The 17,319-nt window shown below is 58.8% G+C and carries 19 protein-coding genes; 12 read left to right on the plus strand and 7 right to left on the minus strand.

The annotated features are described in order from the left end of the window. Positions 1 to 7 precede the first annotated feature (7 nt). Entirely contained in the window at positions 8 to 772 is a 765-nt protein-coding gene (locus tag ASC96_RS22785; protein WP_060505370.1) for a FadR/GntR family transcriptional regulator, read from the plus strand. A 197-nt stretch (positions 773 to 969) separates the two neighbouring features. After that, a complete protein-coding gene (locus ASC96_RS22790; protein ID WP_060505371.1) occupies positions 970 to 2,247 on the plus strand; it encodes a hemolysin family protein in 1,278 nt (425 codons plus the stop codon). A 165-nt stretch (positions 2,248 to 2,412) separates the two neighbouring features. Here ASC96_RS22790 and ASC96_RS32960 read toward each other — a convergent pair whose 3' ends face one another. The 6 genes from ASC96_RS32960 to ASC96_RS22815 form a co-directional block, all read right to left on the minus strand. After that, positions 2,413 to 2,565, minus strand: coding sequence for a hypothetical protein (locus ASC96_RS32960; RefSeq protein WP_156393874.1), 153 nt, complete (start codon positions 2,563 to 2,565; stop codon positions 2,413 to 2,415). Positions 2,566 to 2,643: 78 nt separating this feature from the next. After that, entirely contained in the window at positions 2,644 to 3,867 is a 1,224-nt protein-coding gene (gene glp, locus ASC96_RS22795) for a gephyrin-like molybdotransferase Glp (protein WP_060505372.1), read from the minus strand. Further along, positions 3,867 to 4,361: a cyclic pyranopterin monophosphate synthase MoaC gene (moaC, locus tag ASC96_RS22800; protein WP_060505373.1), complete on the minus strand. Its 495-nt coding sequence runs from the start codon at positions 4,359 to 4,361 to the stop codon at positions 3,867 to 3,869. Before moaC ends, glp begins: the two co-directional genes overlap by 1 nt. Further along, positions 4,361 to 5,176, minus strand: coding sequence for an indole-3-glycerol phosphate synthase TrpC (gene trpC / locus ASC96_RS22805; RefSeq protein ID WP_060505374.1), 816 nt, complete (start codon positions 5,174 to 5,176; stop codon positions 4,361 to 4,363). The genes moaC and trpC overlap by 1 nt, the downstream gene beginning before the upstream one ends. 11 nt (positions 5,177 to 5,187) lie before the next feature. After that, a complete protein-coding gene (trpD, locus tag ASC96_RS22810) occupies positions 5,188 to 6,201 on the minus strand; it encodes an anthranilate phosphoribosyltransferase (RefSeq protein ID WP_060505375.1) in 1,014 nt (337 codons plus the stop codon). A 16-nt stretch (positions 6,202 to 6,217) separates the two neighbouring features. After that, complete coding sequence (locus ASC96_RS22815; RefSeq protein WP_060505376.1) at positions 6,218 to 8,113, minus strand: peptidylprolyl isomerase; 1,896 nt, start codon at positions 8,111 to 8,113, stop codon at positions 6,218 to 6,220. 380 nt (positions 8,114 to 8,493) lie between these two features. Here ASC96_RS22815 and ASC96_RS22820 point away from each other — a divergent pair, with 380 nt between their 5' ends. Then, entirely contained in the window at positions 8,494 to 10,140 is a 1,647-nt protein-coding gene (locus tag ASC96_RS22820; protein ID WP_060505377.1) for a Na/Pi cotransporter family protein, read from the plus strand. A 3-nt stretch (positions 10,141 to 10,143) separates the two neighbouring features. Here ASC96_RS22820 and ASC96_RS22825 read toward each other — a convergent pair whose 3' ends face one another. Beyond that, positions 10,144 to 11,892 carry a hypothetical protein gene (locus ASC96_RS22825; RefSeq protein ID WP_060505631.1) on the minus strand — a complete coding sequence of 583 codons (1,749 nt, stop codon included), beginning with the start codon at positions 11,890 to 11,892 and terminating at the stop codon, positions 10,144 to 10,146. Between the two features lie 209 nt (positions 11,893 to 12,101). On the opposite strand from ASC96_RS22825, the gene ASC96_RS22830 reads away from it, so the two are divergent. From ASC96_RS22830 to glmU, 9 genes are all read left to right on the plus strand, one after another. Continuing rightward, complete coding sequence (locus ASC96_RS22830; protein ID WP_060505378.1) at positions 12,102 to 12,446, plus strand: hypothetical protein; 345 nt, start codon at positions 12,102 to 12,104, stop codon at positions 12,444 to 12,446. A 9-nt stretch (positions 12,447 to 12,455) separates the two neighbouring features. After that, complete coding sequence (locus tag ASC96_RS22835) at positions 12,456 to 12,725, plus strand: hypothetical protein (RefSeq protein WP_060505379.1); 270 nt, start codon at positions 12,456 to 12,458, stop codon at positions 12,723 to 12,725. Between the two features lie 84 nt (positions 12,726 to 12,809). After that, positions 12,810 to 13,517, plus strand: a complete 708-nt coding sequence (locus ASC96_RS22840) for an FkbM family methyltransferase (protein ID WP_156397707.1) — start codon at positions 12,810 to 12,812, stop codon at positions 13,515 to 13,517. 86 nt (positions 13,518 to 13,603) lie between these two features. Then, positions 13,604 to 13,813, plus strand: a complete 210-nt coding sequence (locus tag ASC96_RS22845) for a glycosyl hydrolase 108 family protein (RefSeq protein WP_060505381.1) — start codon at positions 13,604 to 13,606, stop codon at positions 13,811 to 13,813. Between the two features lie 60 nt (positions 13,814 to 13,873). Further along, a complete protein-coding gene (locus ASC96_RS22850; protein WP_060641736.1) occupies positions 13,874 to 14,353 on the plus strand; it encodes a hypothetical protein in 480 nt (159 codons plus the stop codon). Further along, entirely contained in the window at positions 14,350 to 14,877 is a 528-nt protein-coding gene (locus ASC96_RS22855) for a 3TM-type holin (RefSeq protein WP_060505383.1), read from the plus strand. Before ASC96_RS22850 ends, ASC96_RS22855 begins: the two co-directional genes overlap by 4 nt. Then, positions 14,870 to 15,373, plus strand: a complete 504-nt coding sequence (locus ASC96_RS22860; RefSeq protein ID WP_156393873.1) for a hypothetical protein — start codon at positions 14,870 to 14,872, stop codon at positions 15,371 to 15,373. The genes ASC96_RS22855 and ASC96_RS22860 overlap by 8 nt, the downstream gene beginning before the upstream one ends. Further along, the gene (locus ASC96_RS22865) at positions 15,373 to 15,666 is read left to right on the plus strand and encodes a hypothetical protein (RefSeq protein ID WP_060505385.1); all 294 of its coding nucleotides are present in this window, start codon (positions 15,373 to 15,375) and stop codon (positions 15,664 to 15,666) included. The genes ASC96_RS22860 and ASC96_RS22865 overlap by 1 nt, the downstream gene beginning before the upstream one ends. A gap of 155 nt (positions 15,667 to 15,821) precedes the next feature. Continuing rightward, positions 15,822 to 17,177, plus strand: coding sequence for a bifunctional UDP-N-acetylglucosamine diphosphorylase/glucosamine-1-phosphate N-acetyltransferase GlmU (gene glmU, locus ASC96_RS22870; protein ID WP_060505386.1), 1,356 nt, complete (start codon positions 15,822 to 15,824; stop codon positions 17,175 to 17,177). Positions 17,178 to 17,319: the final 142 nt, after the last annotated feature.

Here is a 17,319-nt window from a genome sequence, read left to right on the forward strand (position 1 = left end):
GAGTTGCTTGCGTAAAGGTCTGCTCGAAACCGTCCTGACCGGTGCGCGAACGCGCACGAGCCACGCGCAAGTGGTGGATGAACTGGGCAAGGCCATCGTGTCCGGCGAATTTCCTGTGGGCGCCATTTTGCCCGGCGACCCGGAGTTGGCGATACGTTTCAAGGTATCGCGCACGGTTCTGCGCGAGGCAATGAAGACGCTGGCTGCCAAGGGATTAATCGTACCGCGCGCCCGTATCGGCACCCGGGTGACGGCGAAAAATCAATGGAATCTGTTCGACGGCGATGTTCTGACTTGGCATTTCCATCGCGGCGTCGACGAAGAGTTCCTCTATCATCTCAGCGAGATACGCCTCGCCTTCGAACCTCACGCTGCAGCTCTTGCCGCCGTCAACGCCACGGAAGCCGAGATCAGCGGCATGATGCGGCTGGCGGTTGCGATGGGCGATCCCGACCATACCGCTGAAACGCTGGCGATGGCCGATCTGCGCTTTCATCTTGCCGTCGTCGAAGCTTCGGGAAATCCATTCATGCGCACCGTCGGCAGCCTGATCGAGGCGGCACTGGTCGGTATATTCAAGTTAAGCTCGCCCGCATCGGGCCGCGAAGGCATTGACGAGGTGTCGCGTTCGCATATCAAGATCGTCGAGCAGATCAGCCGGCGCGATGAGGCGGGGGCGAGGGCAGCGATGCAGAATGTCATCCGCGTCGGGCGTGAGCGCGTTCGGATCGCCCTCAAGGAACTTGATGACGTCCAGGCTCCATCCCGGTAATTCCGCCGTTCTATCTGGCGCTTTGATCGAAATTTGCGCTGCATCTGGGGCCCGGTAAACCGCGCTCATAGCCAAAACTACCGTAAATCTGCAGTTGCCGCCTTGCTGCAACTGCGTCTTCCGCCTATTTGATAGGGCTGAAACTGACGTGCATCGCTTCCGATGCGCGTATCTCCCATCAACGGTGTCCGAGGGTTATGTCCGAACTGATTGTTATTTTCGTTCTTCTTTTGATCAATGCGTTTTTCGCGCTTTCGGAAATGGCAATTGTATCGGCAAGCCGGCCACTGTTGCGGCAGATGGCAAAACAAGGCAACAGCCGCGCCGAATTGGCGCTACGGTTGGCCGAAGATCCGGGCAAGTTTCTGTCCACTGTACAGGTCGGCATTACTCTCGTGGGTACGCTTGCCGGTGCCTATGGTGGTGCCACCATCGCCGACAAGCTGGCGCCGACGCTCGACACGATCAGCTGGATCAATCCCTATGGCAGCACAGTTGCCGTCGCACTGGTCGTCACTCTGATTACCTACCTGTCCGTTGTGATCGGCGAGCTCATTCCCAAGCAACTGGCGCTGAAAAACTCGGAAGGCGTGGCAATGTTCGTCGCGGGTCCGATGTCGTTTCTGTCGCGCCTTGCCGCGCCGATCGTCTATCTGTTCGAGATGTCGGCATCGCTGTTCATGCGGATCTTTGGTGTTTCCAGCGATAGCGACCATGTCACGGAAGAAGAGGTCCAGGCGATCATGGCCGAGGGCGTCGAAAGTGGCGCGATCGAGAAGTCAGAGCACGAAATGCTGCGGCGAATCATCCGGTTGGGCGACCGCAACGTGAAGTCGATCATGACCCATCGCACCGAAGTCAGCTTCATCGACGTCAACGACACGCTCGAGACCATCCGTGCCAAGGTCGAGCAAACCGCCCATTCCCGCTATCCGGTCATGGATGCGGCGGGTGAAGTGCTCGGCGCGGTACAGGTCAAGGAAATCTTGAACGCGCCGGTGAAGGCTGGCTTTCAGGTCCGCAACTTCGTCAAGGATATCCATACCTTGCCGGAAACGGCTTCCTGCTTGAAGGCGCTTGAAGCCTTCAAGGCATCGCATATCAACATGGCAATGATCGTCGATGAATACGGCAGTATCGAAGGCATCATAACCATCGCTGACATTCTTGAAGCGATCGTTGGCGTTCTGCCGTCGAACTATGACGATATCGAGCATGCTTTGATTCGCCAGCGCGACGATGGATCCTATCTGGTCGACGGCCGCACGCCGATCGATGAAATCCACCTGACGATCGGTATCGACGAAATCGATTCGGATGGTAGCTACGAAACCATCTCCGGCTTCCTTGTGCAGCAATTGCGCAAGAACCCCGAGGAAGGTGACGTTACGGAAGCCTATGGCTATCGTTTCGAAGTCATCGACATGGACGGCCGCCGTATCGACAAAATCCTTGTCTCGCGGGCTTCGCACTGATTCTGAAGATCATCTGAAAAACGAAAAGGCCGGGATTACCCGGCCTGTCGTCCTATGCTTGGCCTGCTAGTACATCCGTAGTCAGGTCAACTGAGGTGAATAATCGGTTGTTTTGGTTAATAAATGGTTAATATGGCGACGGGTGTGAAAGCCACTGCGTTCAACTCAGTTTTCCTCGATCGAAATGCCGCCTTCGCCGATCTTCACCTCAACGCCGTCGGGCTTGGATTCCTTGTCGTAGATATAGATGCCCAATCCAACGACCAGAACGACGAGGCCTCCGATAAGCATGTAGAGCGCATTGCGATTCAATTTCATTCCCTTCCATCAACGGCAGTTTTGCCGAGGGATAGATAGGCGCGAAGTGGTGTTTGGGAAGGGTACCCGGCCGAGTGGTCAGCTGCCTGGGGAGCGGAGAATCATCAGGTCACAAGGGGCGCCAGCCTCTAGCGCCGGCGCATGCGGCGGCCGGATGATCAGGCAGTCGGATTGGGCAAAGACCTGCATCATCGAGGAATCCTGGCGCGAAAAAGTCTCGGCTTGCAACGATCCATCATTGGCGCGCGTCAACCGGGCACGAACATAGTCCTGCCGTTTGTCGTTGGCTACCAGCGCACTCAGCGTTTTTGCCTTGCCGCTGCGATCACGCGGGGGCAGAGAGCCGAGATGGCGCAACAGCGGTTCCAGGAACAACAGCGAGCAGACGAGGCTGGAGACCGGGTTTCCTGGCAAGCCAAGCACTGTCATGCGCTGAAGAGATCCAACCATCAGCGGTTTCCCAGGGCGCATGGCGATCTGCCAGAAATCCAGCACCATGCCGCTTTCGACCAGCGTTGATTGGACGAGGTCGTGATCGCCGACTGAGGCGCCGCCAAGTGTCACCAGCACGTCCGCGCCAGCGGCCTGCGCCCTGGAGACTGCGGCCGCAATAGCCGCCTTGTCATCGCGCACGATCCCCAGATCGATAATTTCGGCACCGTTGTCATGGGCAATTGCCGCAACGCCATAGGTGTTCGAGGCAATAATCTGGTCAGGCCCTGGAACACTGCCGGGAAGCCGCAATTCATCACCGGTTGCCAGGATCGCCACCTTCGGCCGCGCGAGAGTTGGTAGTTGCGGATGGTTCATGCCGGCGGCGACCGTCAAACGCCCGGCATCCAGTACCTGCCCGGCGTGCAAAACGATGTCGCCAAGGGTAAAATCCTGCCCCTTAGGGCGAATATGGCGGCCCTTGGCCAGAGCGAATGTCGTCCGGATACGGCCATCCGGGAGTTTTTCCGCATCTTCCTGAATAAGAACTGTATCCGCGCCCTCAGGGACAGGCGCGCCAGTGAAGATGCGGACAGCCTCGCCGCGGGCAACTTGACCGTCAAAACCACGGCCTGCCGCCGATTCGCCGATAACAACAAGCTCCGTACCAGCTTCGGCAAAATCCTCATGGTGTCCGGCATATCCGTCCATGGCCGAGTTGTCGAAGGCAGGGTGGGTGACGAGGGCAGAGATATCATTTGCCAGAACGCGGCCCATTGCGTCGTGCAGATCAACCATTTCCGAGCGAGCTACCGGTGCAGAGATTTTCAACAGCCTGTCGAGCGCATCTGAAACCGGAAGCAATGCCATCAGCTCTGACTTTCCTTGCGGGCATAGTCGCCGGAACGCCCACCCGATTTTTGAACGAGCCGGATGCCGCCGATCTCCATCTCCCGGTCAGCGGCCTTGGCCATGTCGTAGATCGTCAGGCACGCAACACTGGCAGCGGTAAGCGCTTCCATCTCAACGCCTGTGCGGCCGGTGAGCTTGGCCATTGCCTCGACCCGCAAGCCCGGCAAGGCGGCATCGGCGGAAATATCGACGGAAACCTTCGACAGCATCAGCGGATGGCAAAGCGGTATCAGATTGGCCGTCTGCTTCGCGGCCATGATGCCGGCGAGGCGCGCGGTGGCGAGCACGTCGCCCTTCTTGGCATTACCCTTGAGAATGAGGTCGAGCGTCTCCGGCAGCATCCGCACAAAGCCTTCGGCAACGGCAATGCGCACGGTCTCTGCCTTGTCTCCGACATCGACCATATTGGCCTGACCGTCCGAGCCAACATGGGTGAGGGACGGTGCAGCCATTATTCAGCAGCCAGAATTGCGGCGGATCCGGTCAAAAGGATGCGGGTTGCGGCGGTCACATCGTCCTTGCGCATCAGGCTTTCACCGACGAGGAATGTCGAAATGCCGCTCTTTGCCAGCCGCACGCAGTCGTCATGGCTGAAGATGCCGCTCTCGCCGACCAGTAGCCGGTCGGCCGGGACCATCGGTGCCAGTTTTTCGGACAGGGCGATATCGACTTCGAACGTTTTCAGATTACGGTTGTTGATACCAAGTAGCGGCGAACTCAGTTTCAGCGCCCGCTCGAGTTCTTCCTCGTCATGCACTTCGACCAGGACATCCATGCCGAGCGAAAACGCCTCGTGCTCGAGCCTCTGTGCATCGCTGTCATTCAGCGACGCCATGATCAACAGGATGCAATCGGCACCCCAGGCACGAGCTTCATGGACCTGGTAGGTTTCGAACATGAAATCTTTGCGCAGGGCGGGAAGGGAACAGGCGTTGCGTGCTGCCGTCAGAAATTCTGGCGCGCCTTGAAAACTCGGGCCGTCGGTCAGGACGGACAGGCAGGCCGCGCCGCCGATTTCATAGGCCTTTGCCAGAAGTGGCGGATCGAAATCCGGCCGAATCAATCCTTTGGAAGGGCTGGCCTTCTTAATTTCGGCAATGAGGCCGAAACGGTCTTCCGCCTGCTTGGCTCTCAGGGCGTTCAGAAAGCCACGCGGTGCTTCCTGTCCGGCGGCCTTCGCCTTCAGGTCTGCGAGGCTGACGCGCGATTTTGCAGCGGCGATTTCCTCGCGCTTGTAGATTTCGATCTTCTGCAAAATGTCAGCCATCGATTTTCTCCTTACGCCGCGTTGGAAACGCGGATGAGCCGTTCGAGCGTAGCATTGGCATTGCCACTGGTCAGCGACCGGCGGGCAAGCTCCATGCCCTCGCGAAGATCACCGGCGCGTCCCGCGATCAGCAACGAGGCCGCGGCATTGGCAAGCGAAATGTCGCGGTAGGGCGTCGCATCACCCTGCAGAACGCCCTTCAGCGCCACGGCATTGTGCGCGCCATCGCCGCCCTTGAGATCGGCAAGCAGAACGGTTTCCAAACCAAAATCGGATGGCGTCAGTTCGAATGTTCTGATCTGGCCATTTTCAAGCGCCGCCACCTGCGTGACGCCGGTCGTGGTGATTTCGTCCAGTCCTTCGCCATGCACGACCCAGACGCTCTTCGAGCCGAGATCGCGTAGCACTTCGGCGACCGGCAACAGCCAATGCGGCGAATAAACACCGACAAGCTGCTGGGTCACGCCGGCCGGGTTCGACAGGGGGCCGAGCAGATTGAAGATCGTCCGCGTCCCCAGCTCGACGCGGGTTGGACCGACATGGCGCATGGCGGAATGGTGCTGCTGGGCGAACATGAAGCCGAGTCCGGCTTCTGAAATGCAGCGTGCAATGGCATCCGGCCCGATATCGAGCTTGACGCCGAGGCAGGAGAGCGCGTCGGCCGTTCCCGACTTAGAGCTGAGCGCGCGATTGCCATGCTTGGCGACCGGTACACCGGCACCGGCGACGATCAGTGCTGCGAGCGTCGAGATATTGTAGGTCCCGGCGCCATCACCGCCGGTTCCGACGATGTCGATGGCGTCAGCCGGTGCCTCGACCGTCAGCATGCGTGCCCGCATGGCCCCGACGGCCCCGACGATCTCATCCACCGTTTCGCCGCGCACGCGCAACGCCATCAGAAAGCCGCCGATCTGCGAGGGGGTCGCTTCGCCGGACATGATGATTTCGAAGGCTGCGCGGGCGTCATCGCGGTTGAGCGCTTCACCTGTTGCGGCCTTAGCGACGAAAGGCTTCAAGTCCGGCATGCTGATCCCTTTTGCGTTACCGCTGCTGCGACAGAGCAAGCTCGGCGAGCTGCTGGTTGATCGTAACACCGTAGCCCTTCTGCAACTCGCTGACCATCTGATCGAGTATGTCGTCGCCGCTGGCCTGGGCGATGGCATTGATCTGACGATCGTCATTGTCAAGCGCATCGCCTGGGTTGTCGTTATCGACTTCGGTAACCTTCAGAAGGATCTGGCCTTCGCCGCCGATCCCCGGTGCATTCGCAACCAATCCATTTGCGCCGCCAAAGGCAGCTGCGACCGCCGCGGGGCTAAGCGCTGCATCTTCTGCAGAGCGGCGAAGTCCCGATTTGGTTTCGACGGCGATACCGAGTTCTGCCGCAATGTCCGCGAGTGTTTCGCCCTTTTCGACCCGGCCCTTCAGCTCGACAGCCTTTGCAGCCAACTCGTTGCGCTGCTGTTCCGCTGTCCAGTCTGCGACGACCTTTTCGCGGGCTTCGTCCAGCGTGCGATCGCGTGCCGGTGTGACTTCGTCGACATCGAACCAGACATAACCGTCGCGACCAAGGTTGACTGGCAAGGTTTCTCCGCCGACTTCAGCCTTGAAGGCTTCTTCAAGCAGGGTCTTTGCCTCGGGGATACCGGTGATTTCATCGCCATTCGTGTCATTGCCGCGTGCATCGACCGCGTTGAGGACCACAAGCTTCAGGTTGGTCTGTTCGGCCGCTTCCTTCATCGGGGCGCCAGAGACGCGGGCATCCTCGAATTTGTCGTGGATCCCCATGATCTCGTTGGCGGCATTGCTCAGCGCCAGTTCCTGGCGCAGTTCGTCCTTAACCTCGTCATAGGCCCGAACCGTTTGTGGCTTGATATTGGTGACACGCAGGATAACGGCACCGAAGGCGCCATCGATGACCGGCGTCGTCTGCCCATCGGCGACAAGCGCAAAGGCAGCGTCGCCCAGCTTGGCATCAGGCATGCGGTCGCGGGTGAAATCGCCGAGCAGCACGTCGCTTGCCGTCTTGCCGGAAGCGGTGACCAGAGCGTCGAACGTCGTGCCGGTGGACAGTTTGACTGCCGCCGCGTCAGCTTCTTCACGCGAAGGGAAGGAGAGCTGTTCGACGGTGCGGGTTTCCGGCGTGCTGAAGCTGTTCTTGCGCTTTTCGTAGTCGGCCCGCACTTCGTCTTCCGTGACCGACGCAGGATCGGCGATGTCGGTGGGTTCCAGCTTCACATAGCTGATCTTGCGGAATTCCGGCGCGCGGTATTCGGCCTTGTGTGTTTCGAACCAGGGCTTGAGCACCTCATCCGAGGGGGCCTTGACCGGATCGACATTGGCATTCGACAAAAGCAGATAGTCGATGGAACGCGTTTCGTTGCGATACTGGCGCAGGGCGTCGCCCAGAACCTTTGGCGGCGTGTAGCCATCCGACAGGGCTTCGACGACTTGCGAGCGTACGGCAACCTGGCTGCGGTTGTTGATGTAATCCTGTTCGCGCAAGCCCGCATTGCGCAGCACGCTCGAGAAAGTTCCCCGGTCGAACTGACCGTTGACACCCTTGAATGCCGGGTCTTCACTGATCAGCGAGGCGAGGCGGTCCTGCGACAGGCCGAGGTTCATGTTTTCCGACAGCTGATCAAGCGTCGCACCAGCGACGAGCTGGGAATAGACCTGCGCTTCGACACCGAAGGCCTTGGCCTGTTCACGGCTCAGCCGCGTACCGAACTGCCGGGAAAGCTGGGCGAGCTGGCGCTCATAGGCAAGACGGAAATCGCTCGGAGATACTTTTACGTCCCCGACCGTCACAACGGCGTCGGCCGTTCCCGTTACCAGCGACGTGGACACACCCCAGACACCGAAGGAAAGAACAAGAAGGACCATCAGTCCTTTGACAACCCAGGTCCGGGAGCCTCTTCTCAGGAATTCAAGCATGGGTCTGCATACCTCGTCGCAATTTCGTGGTCGCCGGATGGCAACCGGTGTCGTTCCTTAGAGCAATCCGCGGCGGAATTGAAGGGTTCAAACACGCAAAAAGTCGAGGAAATCAGCGGGACGACGGCACCGGCGCGCACCGGGCGGTCATTTGTTCGTGATGCCGTGCCGCTTGGTGCAGGAGGGGAACGCGCGCAGTTCTGACGGGTGCCGTTCGAAGGCTGAAACATGTCGGAAATGTTAGCCGGCAATCAAAAAATATCTGTCACTATCGATGTGACGCGGGTCATTTCGCCCATGGAAATGCTAGCATCGATCCGCCAGAACATGCCGACTCGCTTGATCAGCAGCAATCTTGGCGGGAAAGCCGGAGTGCAGACATGGAATCCATCATCGTCATGGTCAATCTGTTCGGAGCCGTCGCGTTGCTGCTCTTTGGCCTGTCGCAGGTCAAGGACGGTGCGACGCGCGCTTTCGGGATCAGGCTGCGAACCGGATTGGCGCAAGGGACCCGTGGGCCGGTGCGCTCGTTCGTGGGTGGGTTCGTCGCAACCGTCGCGCTTCAAAGCTCGACTGCGACTGCACTGATGATCGCGTCGTTTGTTGAAAAGGGGCTGGTTCGTGCCCGCATGGCCCAGATCGTCCTGCTCGGGGCAAATGTCGGAACAGCCGTGACGGCCTGGATCGTCGCGACCGGTGTCGACTGGCTGTCGCCACTGCTCATTCTCGCTGGCGTGATGCTTAACCGGGCAGGGCGGTCAAGCGCCAAGCAGGGCGCGGGCACAGCCCTGGTCGGGATCGGCTTGATGTTGTTGTCGCTCCACTTGCTCGGGCTCGCGACCGAGCCGATGCGCGAATCGCCTGCACTTGCAAGTTTTCTCACCATGCTCGACAGTGCCTGGCCTGTCGCGATGATCTTCGCCTCGGTGCTCGCCTTCGTCTCATCCTCCAGCCTTGCCGTGGTCGTTCTCATCCTGTCGCTGGCAGCGGCTGGTATTCTTTCGCCCGGCCTGACGATCGCGCTCGTGCTGGGCGCTAACCTGGGTGGGGCCGTGCCGCCGGTCATGGCGACATTGTCGGCTTCCGCCTCTGCCAAGCGGGTCACTGCGGGCAATCTGGTTGTTCGCGCCATCGGCTGTCTGCTGGCGCTGTCGGTGGCAGCGCCAGTTGCAGCTTTTCTCCAGACACTGCCGCTTTCACCGGCAAAGCTTCCAGTCGATATCCACCTGATCTTCAATGTTGTGCTTGCCATTTTGGCGTGGCCGTTCTCCTCGCTGCTCTCAACGGCCATGTTGCGGCTTATTCCGGATGAGCCAAAGGCCGAGACGGGGCCGCTCTATCTCGACGACCGGGCGCTGACGACACCGGTCATCGCTCTGTCCGGCGCGACCCGGGAAGTGCTGCGCGTCGGTGATCTGATCGAGAAAATGCTGATCGCGACGATGACTGCGTTCAACAGCAATGATCGTCTCCAGCTTCAGGATATCGGAAAACTGGAAAAGCAGGTGGATCTGCTGCAGCAGGAAGTCAAACTCTACTTGTCACGGCTTGGGCGCAGCGGTCTCAGCGACGACAATGGCCGCCGTTCTATCGTGATCATCGACTATGCCATCAACCTCGAACATATCGGTGACATCATTGAAAAGGGCCTGACAGAAGAGATCAAGAAGAAGATCGACAACGGACTCAAATTCTCCGAGGACGGCTACCAGGAGCTGACAACACTGTTTAATCTGACCATCGACAATCTGCGCATCGCGCAGACCATTTTTGTCACCCGCGACGCCGAGCTTGCCCGCCATCTGATGGAGGTAAAGGTTGATGTCCGCCATATGGAGAAACGCTCGTCCGAGCGTCATCTGGAGCGTCTACGCGACGGCCGCACCGATAGCCTGCAGACGAGTTCCCTGCATTTGGACATCTTGCGCGATCTGAAGCGGATCAACGCCCATATCGTTTCCGTCGCGCATCCGATTCTCGATGAGAGTGGCCTTCTGACGGAAAGCCGGCTGCGGATGCCGCACTGACGCCTAAGGTGCAGTGGCAATACCGTTGCGTACGAAGGCATCGTAGCATGGTGTCAACGTGATGCGGTGATGGCCGGGTGCAAGTGCCGGCTGGTAGAGACCGAGAAGCTTCAGCCGCGCGGTGGTCGGCGGGCATGTCGGATAAAGCGCCAGATCGACGGCAGCTACGGCCTCGTTGACGCGTGGCCCCGGCTGCGGCACGGCCCGGTATGGATCGGCACCGATTGCGATATATTTTGGCGCGTGACGATCCATCAGCCAGGGAAAGGGATTGGTGAAATCGATCGTCATGATCGTCTCGAACCGTACTTTGTTGGCGCTTTCGAACGCCCGGATTGCTGAGACCGCATCATCGGCACTCTGCAGCCATAGCGACTGAAACTCGAAGTCGCTGTAAAGCAGGAAAGATGGCAATTCACCGGCTTCAGCTAAGGCATCATAGGCTGGACGGTAAGCTACGTAGTTGGTCTGCAGGCGCTGTGCCCGCTGGCTCAGGATGTCGCGGATGCTGACAGCGCCCATGCTCTTCAGGTTGTCGTGTTCGAGTGGCCTGTTGTTGACGCTGCCGATCCAGGCGCGCGCTGCCTTTTGCGTGACTGTGGCGACGGGAGGAATGGCGGCGCTGAAAGCAAGAAACGCAACGATGGCAAATGATGCCGACGATCCCTTGTGGCGATAGGTTTCGATGAGAATGGCAAGTAGCAGCGGCCACAGAAAGATGAACGCCTGGCTACCGGTGTTCTGGCTTTCAAACAGCAGGCCGGCTGCAATGAAGCTCCCCATCCACAGAAAGGACTGATCGGCAATCCGGCCGATAGCCCGAAAGCTGGGCTTGGCGACAAAGGCGCGGGTTGCCGCTGAAAATGCGGGAAATTCACTGCCGAGCAGGACAAGGCCGAGCAGGCCGCCGGCCAGGACTACGCTGAAATTGATCGATGCGGCTTGCAGAAGGCGGGGCAACAGGCTGGTGTCGTTGATCACAACCAGCGACAGAATATCGGTGGCGTAGGCTGAAACCGTGCCGGATGTGAGTTCAATAAATCCGATAGCGGCAAAGAAAACGCCGCCGCCAACAAGGGCCGCACGAAGCGGCAGGCGTCCAGTCAGAAAGGCCATCAGGCACAAGACGAGGCCCGCAACCACCCCGGTGACCTTGATGAACAGCAGCGCAAGCATGGCGAACGCCGTCACCGCGGCCAGTGTTTTCCATCCGCGCACGAAGACCAGCGCGGCAGCCAGTACATACAGCAGCTGGCAGATCTGGCGGTTGTAGATGCCGAAACCATCGGAACCCGGATAGGGGTAGAAGTCGCCGGTGTTGAACGGCAGCAGAGAAAAGAACAGGAACGGCAGCAACAAGCCATACGCGATGGCCGGGGAGCGTTTCTGTACGTCCAGGACGACCAGCGCTATCAGGGGCGCCGTTACTGTCATTAACGACCAGCTGGAAAGCAGCAGCGGGTGGCCATTGGGGAAAAGATAAAGCCATCCGGCAAAGAGATAGTAACCGAGGCCACCCACGGGCGCAAAGAAATCGACGGAAGGGATCTGGCCGTCGAAGATACGATTTGCTGCGTCAAGGTAGATGTAATGATCCCAATACATCGGGCCGATCGGCATGGTCACGGTCACCAATAGTGCCAGCGGTAAACAGGCGACAGTCAATGCCAGGACGATTAGGGGCTTCCGTGCGAGTATCGCTCCGATACCGCTTCGCCTGCCCAAAGGCACTGTCTCGCTCAAACCCTGCATTGTCGGTATCATTCCCCGGCCGTCGGAGCCATCAAACGCGGTCATTTCCCGCTTATGACAGGATCGGGTTTTATCGGGGTTAACATGGCGGCTCGCGCAAGAATTATGTTCTGTGCAATATCTTCGCTCTCTTCAACGTTAACACAGGTAAAACTTCGATCGGTGTGCGTACTGCTACGGACGCGGTGACGACTGCAGGAGATCTGTATGTGGGCGATGGCGGCAATCCGTTGGCCCTGGGGCGGGTAGGTTCCATCAATGCGGTAACTGGCAACCCCGGCCTGGATTTGCAGGTTTCGGGCGCATCGAAGATGTTTCTCAGTACGGATGGCCTCAACTACGGTCAGGTAATGACCTCTGGGGCCTATGACCTCCTCCTGGGGACGAACGCTGCCGAGAAGTTTCGCATCAAAAATGCGCCGGGCAATGGCCTCGGTCTGAAGATGGGCGTGCCAGCAAACTCCTACGCAAATGATGCAGCAGCGGCAGCAGCCAGCGTTGCTGTGGGTGAATTCTATCGAAATGGATCAGCAATCCAGCAAAGAGTGGCATAAGGAGCCAATATGAAAACCATCTCTTTCCCCTCGGACAAATCCGACGAATTTAAGGGGATGCTAAAATCACTAGTTGTCGCTTCTCCTGACCACGGTTATTCGATCGATCAGGTCAGAACCGGTATCAAGGTGTTGGATGTGATCGAGGCGGCAGATCACGCTCTTACATTAGAGGACGCTGAATGCGGCTTTGTCACTTGGCGCGTTGGCGAGGTGAAGTGGCGACTTATTTCGAATGAAATCATTGCCTTCGTGGATGCAGTCAACAACCCTACCTAGCCATTCCCTGCGGGCCAGAGAGGGCGGCGGCGAAGAAATTTCCTCGAAGAAGGGTTAGGTAAGAATAAAACCTCTATCAGGAGCTTGACCGATATTTACACTACATGCGAGGGTTATCCAAGTTTGCAACTTATGGGGGGGGGATTCAACTTGCAGCCGTGTTTTTCGTGGGAAGGGGAGGACATTGTTGCCAATAAAATCCTCATGGACACATTCGGGATCGAAACCGGATATTACCTTGACGTCGGGGCTCATCACCCTTTCAACCTTTCAAATACAGCATACTTTTACCGGAAGGGCTGGCGCGGCCTGAACGTTGATGCGATGCCGGGTGCGATGGACGAATTCCATGCACTTCGCCCCGAGGATACGAATATCGAAGCTGGCGTTTCCGACGAGCCGGGAAGCCTGCTGTTCTCGATCTTCACTGACCCGGGCCTGAATGGTTTCCTCAGTGAAAAGGATGTGCAGCACCACCTCAACAATGGACAAGTGCTCGTAGAGCAAAAGACGATTGAGTGTCGCACCGTCAATGACATCATCGAGACCCATGCCAAGCAGCCGATTGATCTGATGAGCATCGACGTGGAAGGTCTGGATTATCGGATCATCCGAAGCATGGCGGAGAAACATCGGCCGAAAATGATCATCACAGAAACGCTCGGCTATCCCGATGTCGTGAGTGTTCTTTCCAGTCCAATCTATGGATTGATGACAGCGAGGGACTACGCGTTCGTGTCCCGGTTGGACTTCTCTTGCATCTTTATCGATAGGCGCGCGCTCCGCCGGTAACGGGGAGCATTTCGCTTTACGCGGCCCGCACTTGACGCAACCCGAAAGGCTCTAGGCTTCAGCATCGACCATGCTGGAGCTTTTTTATGTCCGACCGCTTTGAAATCTGCCAGTCCATCACCGGCGCCTGGGAGGGCGGATGGAGCAATCACAAGGCCGACCCGGGCGGCAAGACGATGTACGGCGTCACAGAAACCCGCTGGCACGAGTACCAGGACAAGATGGGGTGGAAACGTACCCCTGTCCGTCTGATCACGCGCGACCAGGCGCTGAAATTTTACCGCTCCGAATTCTAGGACAAGATCAACGGCGATCAGCTTTTTCCCGGTGTGGATCTCTCCACTCATGATGCGTCGGTGAATTCCGGCGTTTCGCGCGGTCTCAAATGGCTGAAGGCCGCGTCTGGCAGTAACGATCATTCTGTCACAGTGAAAAAGATCTGCCGGGCGCGTCTCTCGTTCATGCAGTCTTTGAAGATCTGGAAAACCTTCGGCAAAGGCTGGGGCCGCCGCGTGGCGGATATTGAGGTTCGGGGCGTTGCCATGGCGCTTGCGGCGATGGGTGCCACACCCGGCCGGATCCAGGCTGATGCGAGGAGCGAAGCGGCAGCGGCGAAGACAGCGGCGGGATCGGCCGACAGGGCCGCAAAGACGACTGCGACAGGTGCCGCAGGATCCGCCGGCGCGCCCGTCATCGATCCCTCGGCTGTCGATGCCTCGGCGCTCTGGGTCCTCGGCGGCCTGGCGGTGGTGCTGGCGATCGCCGCCGTGTTGCTCGTCATTCGCCAAAGGGCTGCGACGGCCCGGGCCGAAGCATACGCGGGAGTGGCCGCATGAGCGCGATCCTCACATCCATTCTGATCGACGTTGCCGCAAAAGTCGGCGCACCGCTCGTTAAGCGGATTCTGCAGGAGAAAGTCGGCGGCGTTGCCGGCGATCTCGGCGGAACGGTGATCGACGCGATCGCGACAAGGGCGGGCGTTCCTCCGGAGGAATTGCCAAGTTTGCCTGCTCCGCGGATTGAGGCGGCCGTGGCGGCCGTGGAGGCGGAGACGCCGGAGCTGGTCCTGGCCTATAACGACCGGCAGCGGATGGCCAACGAGCTGATGCTTGCCGAAATGAACAAGGAGACCGGCTTTGGCTGGCTTTGGCGTCCGGCCGGCATGTGGTTGATGCTTGCCTGTGTAGCCTGGTACGTCGTCTTGCGGCCGCTGGTGAACGCGACGCTAGCGGCCCTGGGTAGCCGGGTGGCCGTTGATCTGGGGATCGATATGCCTACCTTCCTCACGATCTTCATGACCTATTCCGGCCTCTATATGGGCGGCAACACGGTTATCCGGGCGGTGAAAAAAGATGGCTGAGCCTAATCGTGCTTTGGGATACGTGAAGGAGTTCGGTTCGCTGATCAACACCTGCCTGCTGGTGGCTGGTGCGCTAGGCTTGATCTGGAAAGGCGGCGGCTACATGGAGGCCACCGATCGCGGCATCGAGGGCAATGCCCAGGCGATCACCGCTCTTTCGGTATCGGTGACCAAGGCGCTCGCTGATCTGCTCGCCGACGAAAACAAATGGCGCGAAAGCCATCTGCAAATGCACACCGATCGCAACGGAGAGGTTCGCGAGCGGGAAGGGGCCATTAACGCCCGCCTGGTGGCGATCGAGCAAAATGCAGAGGCGGACGGCCGTAAGGTCGATAACGCGATCTACCGCGTCCAGGTGCTCGAACAGGGGCGTGTCGGCGACAGTGCGGCGATCCGCGAAGTCCAGAAGTCGGTCACCGATCTTGCTGGCGACATGAAGGTGGTGCGGGAATTGCTGCAGCGCCAGTCCAACAACGCGACAAGGGAGACACGTTGATGCCCGTCAAGTCATTTACTGCTGATGCCGAATGGAATGTTGGATTGCAAGGGCAGACGGATGCGGGGTACCGCACGTTGTCCTACTCTGGCAGCCTTGGCGGCGGAACGCTGCAGATCCTTTCGCAAGTTTCCGACGGAGATAAAACCGCTCTTCCGGACACGAAATTGACTGTCGCCAAGGTCGATAGCAATGGCGATATTATTCGCCAACTCGTGTTCAGGACATCGGGTAATATCTTCGTCACGCTCACTGGATCGACAGCGCCGACAGCCAAAGTCAGCGTACAGTGACAGGCACCGCTCGCCAACGCAGGTAGGCGCCAACGCAAGTCATGACATTTTGCTAACTATTTGTTTTTACTTGTTTTGGTAAGAACTTCCTGTTATGTAGCGGGCGGAATCGTGCCGGTTTCGAAACTGGCAGCCACCAAAGCGGGAGAACGTGAATGAAGCGCACATGCCTGGCGATTGTCTTGGCGGCGGGAGAAAGCACCCGGATGAAGTCGTCCATGTCGAAGGTGCTGCACCCGGTCGCCGGCCGGCCGATGATTGCGCATGTGGTGGAATCTCTGGTCAACGCTTCGATTTCCTCCGTGGCGCTTGTCCTTGGCCGTGATGCCGAAGCGGTTCAAGCCGCTGCCGCCCGCAACGATATCGACACGGCAGCATTTCTCCAGACCGAACGCCTCGGGACGGGCCATGCCGTTCTTGCGGCAAAGGAAGCCATCGCGAAGGGCTATGACGATATTCTCGTCGTGTTCGGCGATACCCCTCTGATCACGGCGGCGCCGCTTCTGGCCGCACGTCAGGGGCTGGCCGACGGCAACGATGTTGTCGTAATAGGCTTTCAGACCGCTGATCCCACCGGTTACGGCAGGCTCATCGTCGAGGATGGCGCGCTTGTGGCGATCCGCGAGCAGAAGGATGCGAGCGAGGACGAACGAAAGATCACCTATTGCAACGGTGGCCTGATGGCGATCAACGGTGCCAAGGCGCTGGAATTGCTTGGTAAGATCGGCAATGCCAATGCCAAGGGCGAATACTACCTCACCGATATCGTCGAAATCGTTCGCGCCAAAGGCGGCAAGGCAATCGCCGTTGAGGCACCGGAGACGGAACTGACCGGCTGTAACAACCGGGCGGAACTGGCCGCGATCGAGGCTATCTGGCAGAAACGCCGCCGTCACGAGATGATGGTCTCCGGTGTTTCGATGATCGCGCCGGAAACCGTTTTCCTGGCCTTTGATACGCAAATTGCACAGGATGTCCTGATCGAGCCGAACGTCGTCTTCGGTCCGGGCGTCACCATTGAAAGTGGCGCTGTGATCCATGCTTTCTCGCATCTCGAAGGTGCGCATGTCGGAGCAGAGGCAGCCGTCGGTCCCTACGCGCGGCTGCGCCCGGGCGCCAATCTCGGCCCGGATTCGAAGGTCGGCAATTTCTGCGAGGTGAAGAAGGCCGAGATCGGCGCCGGGGCCAAGGTCAATCATCTGACTTATATCGGCGACGCATTCGTCGGCGAGAAAACCAATATCGGCGCAGGCACGATCACCTGCAACTATGATGGCGTCAACAAGCACATCACCCGCATCGGTGCGAACGCCTTTATCGGCTCGAATTCGTCGCTGGTGGCGCCGGTATCGGTGGGGGATGGCGCACTTGTTGCTTCTGGCAGCGTCATTACCGAAGATGTACCCTCGGACGCGGTCGCTTTCGGGCGCGCGCGCCAGGAGATCAAGCCTGGGCGGGCGAAAATCCTGCGTGAGCGCTATCAGGCGGAAAAGGCTGCCAAAAAGAAGTAGCCTGCCGTCGCGCCACGGTTAAAGCCTGAAACCGAAAGTGAGGTTCGGGCCGATTGCGCATTTTTGGAAATTCGATACCAAGGCGGCATCTGAAGAATGAATTTGGATCGGCGTCACGCCTGTCCCGGTCTCACGAAAAAAT

The sequence above is a fragment of the Rhizobium sp. Root1204 genome (assembly GCF_001424965.1).
Lineage (GTDB): Bacteria > Pseudomonadota > Alphaproteobacteria > Rhizobiales > Rhizobiaceae > Pararhizobium.

Bases quoted from the DNA above. Each gene is read 5' to 3' on its own strand.
- ASC96_RS22835 (WP_060505379.1), top strand. From the start codon at position 12,456: ATGAAAACCATCTCTTTCCCCTCGGACAAATCCGACGAATTTAAGGGG.
- ASC96_RS22790 (WP_060505371.1), top strand. From the start codon at position 970: ATGTCCGAACTGATTGTTATTTTCGTTCTTCTTTTGATCAATGCGTTT.
- glmU (WP_060505386.1), top strand. From the start codon at position 15,822: ATGAAGCGCACATGCCTGGCGATTGTCTTGGCGGCGGGAGAAAGCACC.
- ASC96_RS22855 (WP_060505383.1), top strand. From the start codon at position 14,350: ATGAGCGCGATCCTCACATCCATTCTGATCGACGTTGCCGCAAAAGTC.
- ASC96_RS22860 (WP_156393873.1), top strand. From the start codon at position 14,870: ATGGCTGAGCCTAATCGTGCTTTGGGATACGTGAAGGAGTTCGGTTCG.
- ASC96_RS32960 (WP_156393874.1), bottom strand. From the start codon at position 2,565: ATGAAATTGAATCGCAATGCGCTCTACATGCTTATCGGAGGCCTCGTC.
- ASC96_RS22820 (WP_060505377.1), top strand. From the start codon at position 8,494: ATGGAATCCATCATCGTCATGGTCAATCTGTTCGGAGCCGTCGCGTTG.
- moaC (WP_060505373.1), bottom strand. From the start codon at position 4,361: ATGGCTGCACCGTCCCTCACCCATGTTGGCTCGGACGGTCAGGCCAAT.
- ASC96_RS22815 (WP_060505376.1), bottom strand. From the start codon at position 8,113: ATGCTTGAATTCCTGAGAAGAGGCTCCCGGACCTGGGTTGTCAAAGGA.
- ASC96_RS22845 (WP_060505381.1), top strand. From the start codon at position 13,604: ATGTCCGACCGCTTTGAAATCTGCCAGTCCATCACCGGCGCCTGGGAG.
- ASC96_RS22865 (WP_060505385.1), top strand. From the start codon at position 15,373: ATGCCCGTCAAGTCATTTACTGCTGATGCCGAATGGAATGTTGGATTG.
- trpC (WP_060505374.1), bottom strand. From the start codon at position 5,176: ATGGCTGACATTTTGCAGAAGATCGAAATCTACAAGCGCGAGGAAATC.
- glp (WP_060505372.1), bottom strand. From the start codon at position 3,867: ATGGCATTGCTTCCGGTTTCAGATGCGCTCGACAGGCTGTTGAAAATC.
- trpD (WP_060505375.1), bottom strand. From the start codon at position 6,201: ATGCCGGACTTGAAGCCTTTCGTCGCTAAGGCCGCAACAGGTGAAGCG.
- ASC96_RS22825 (WP_060505631.1), bottom strand. From the start codon at position 11,892: ATGCAGGGTTTGAGCGAGACAGTGCCTTTGGGCAGGCGAAGCGGTATC.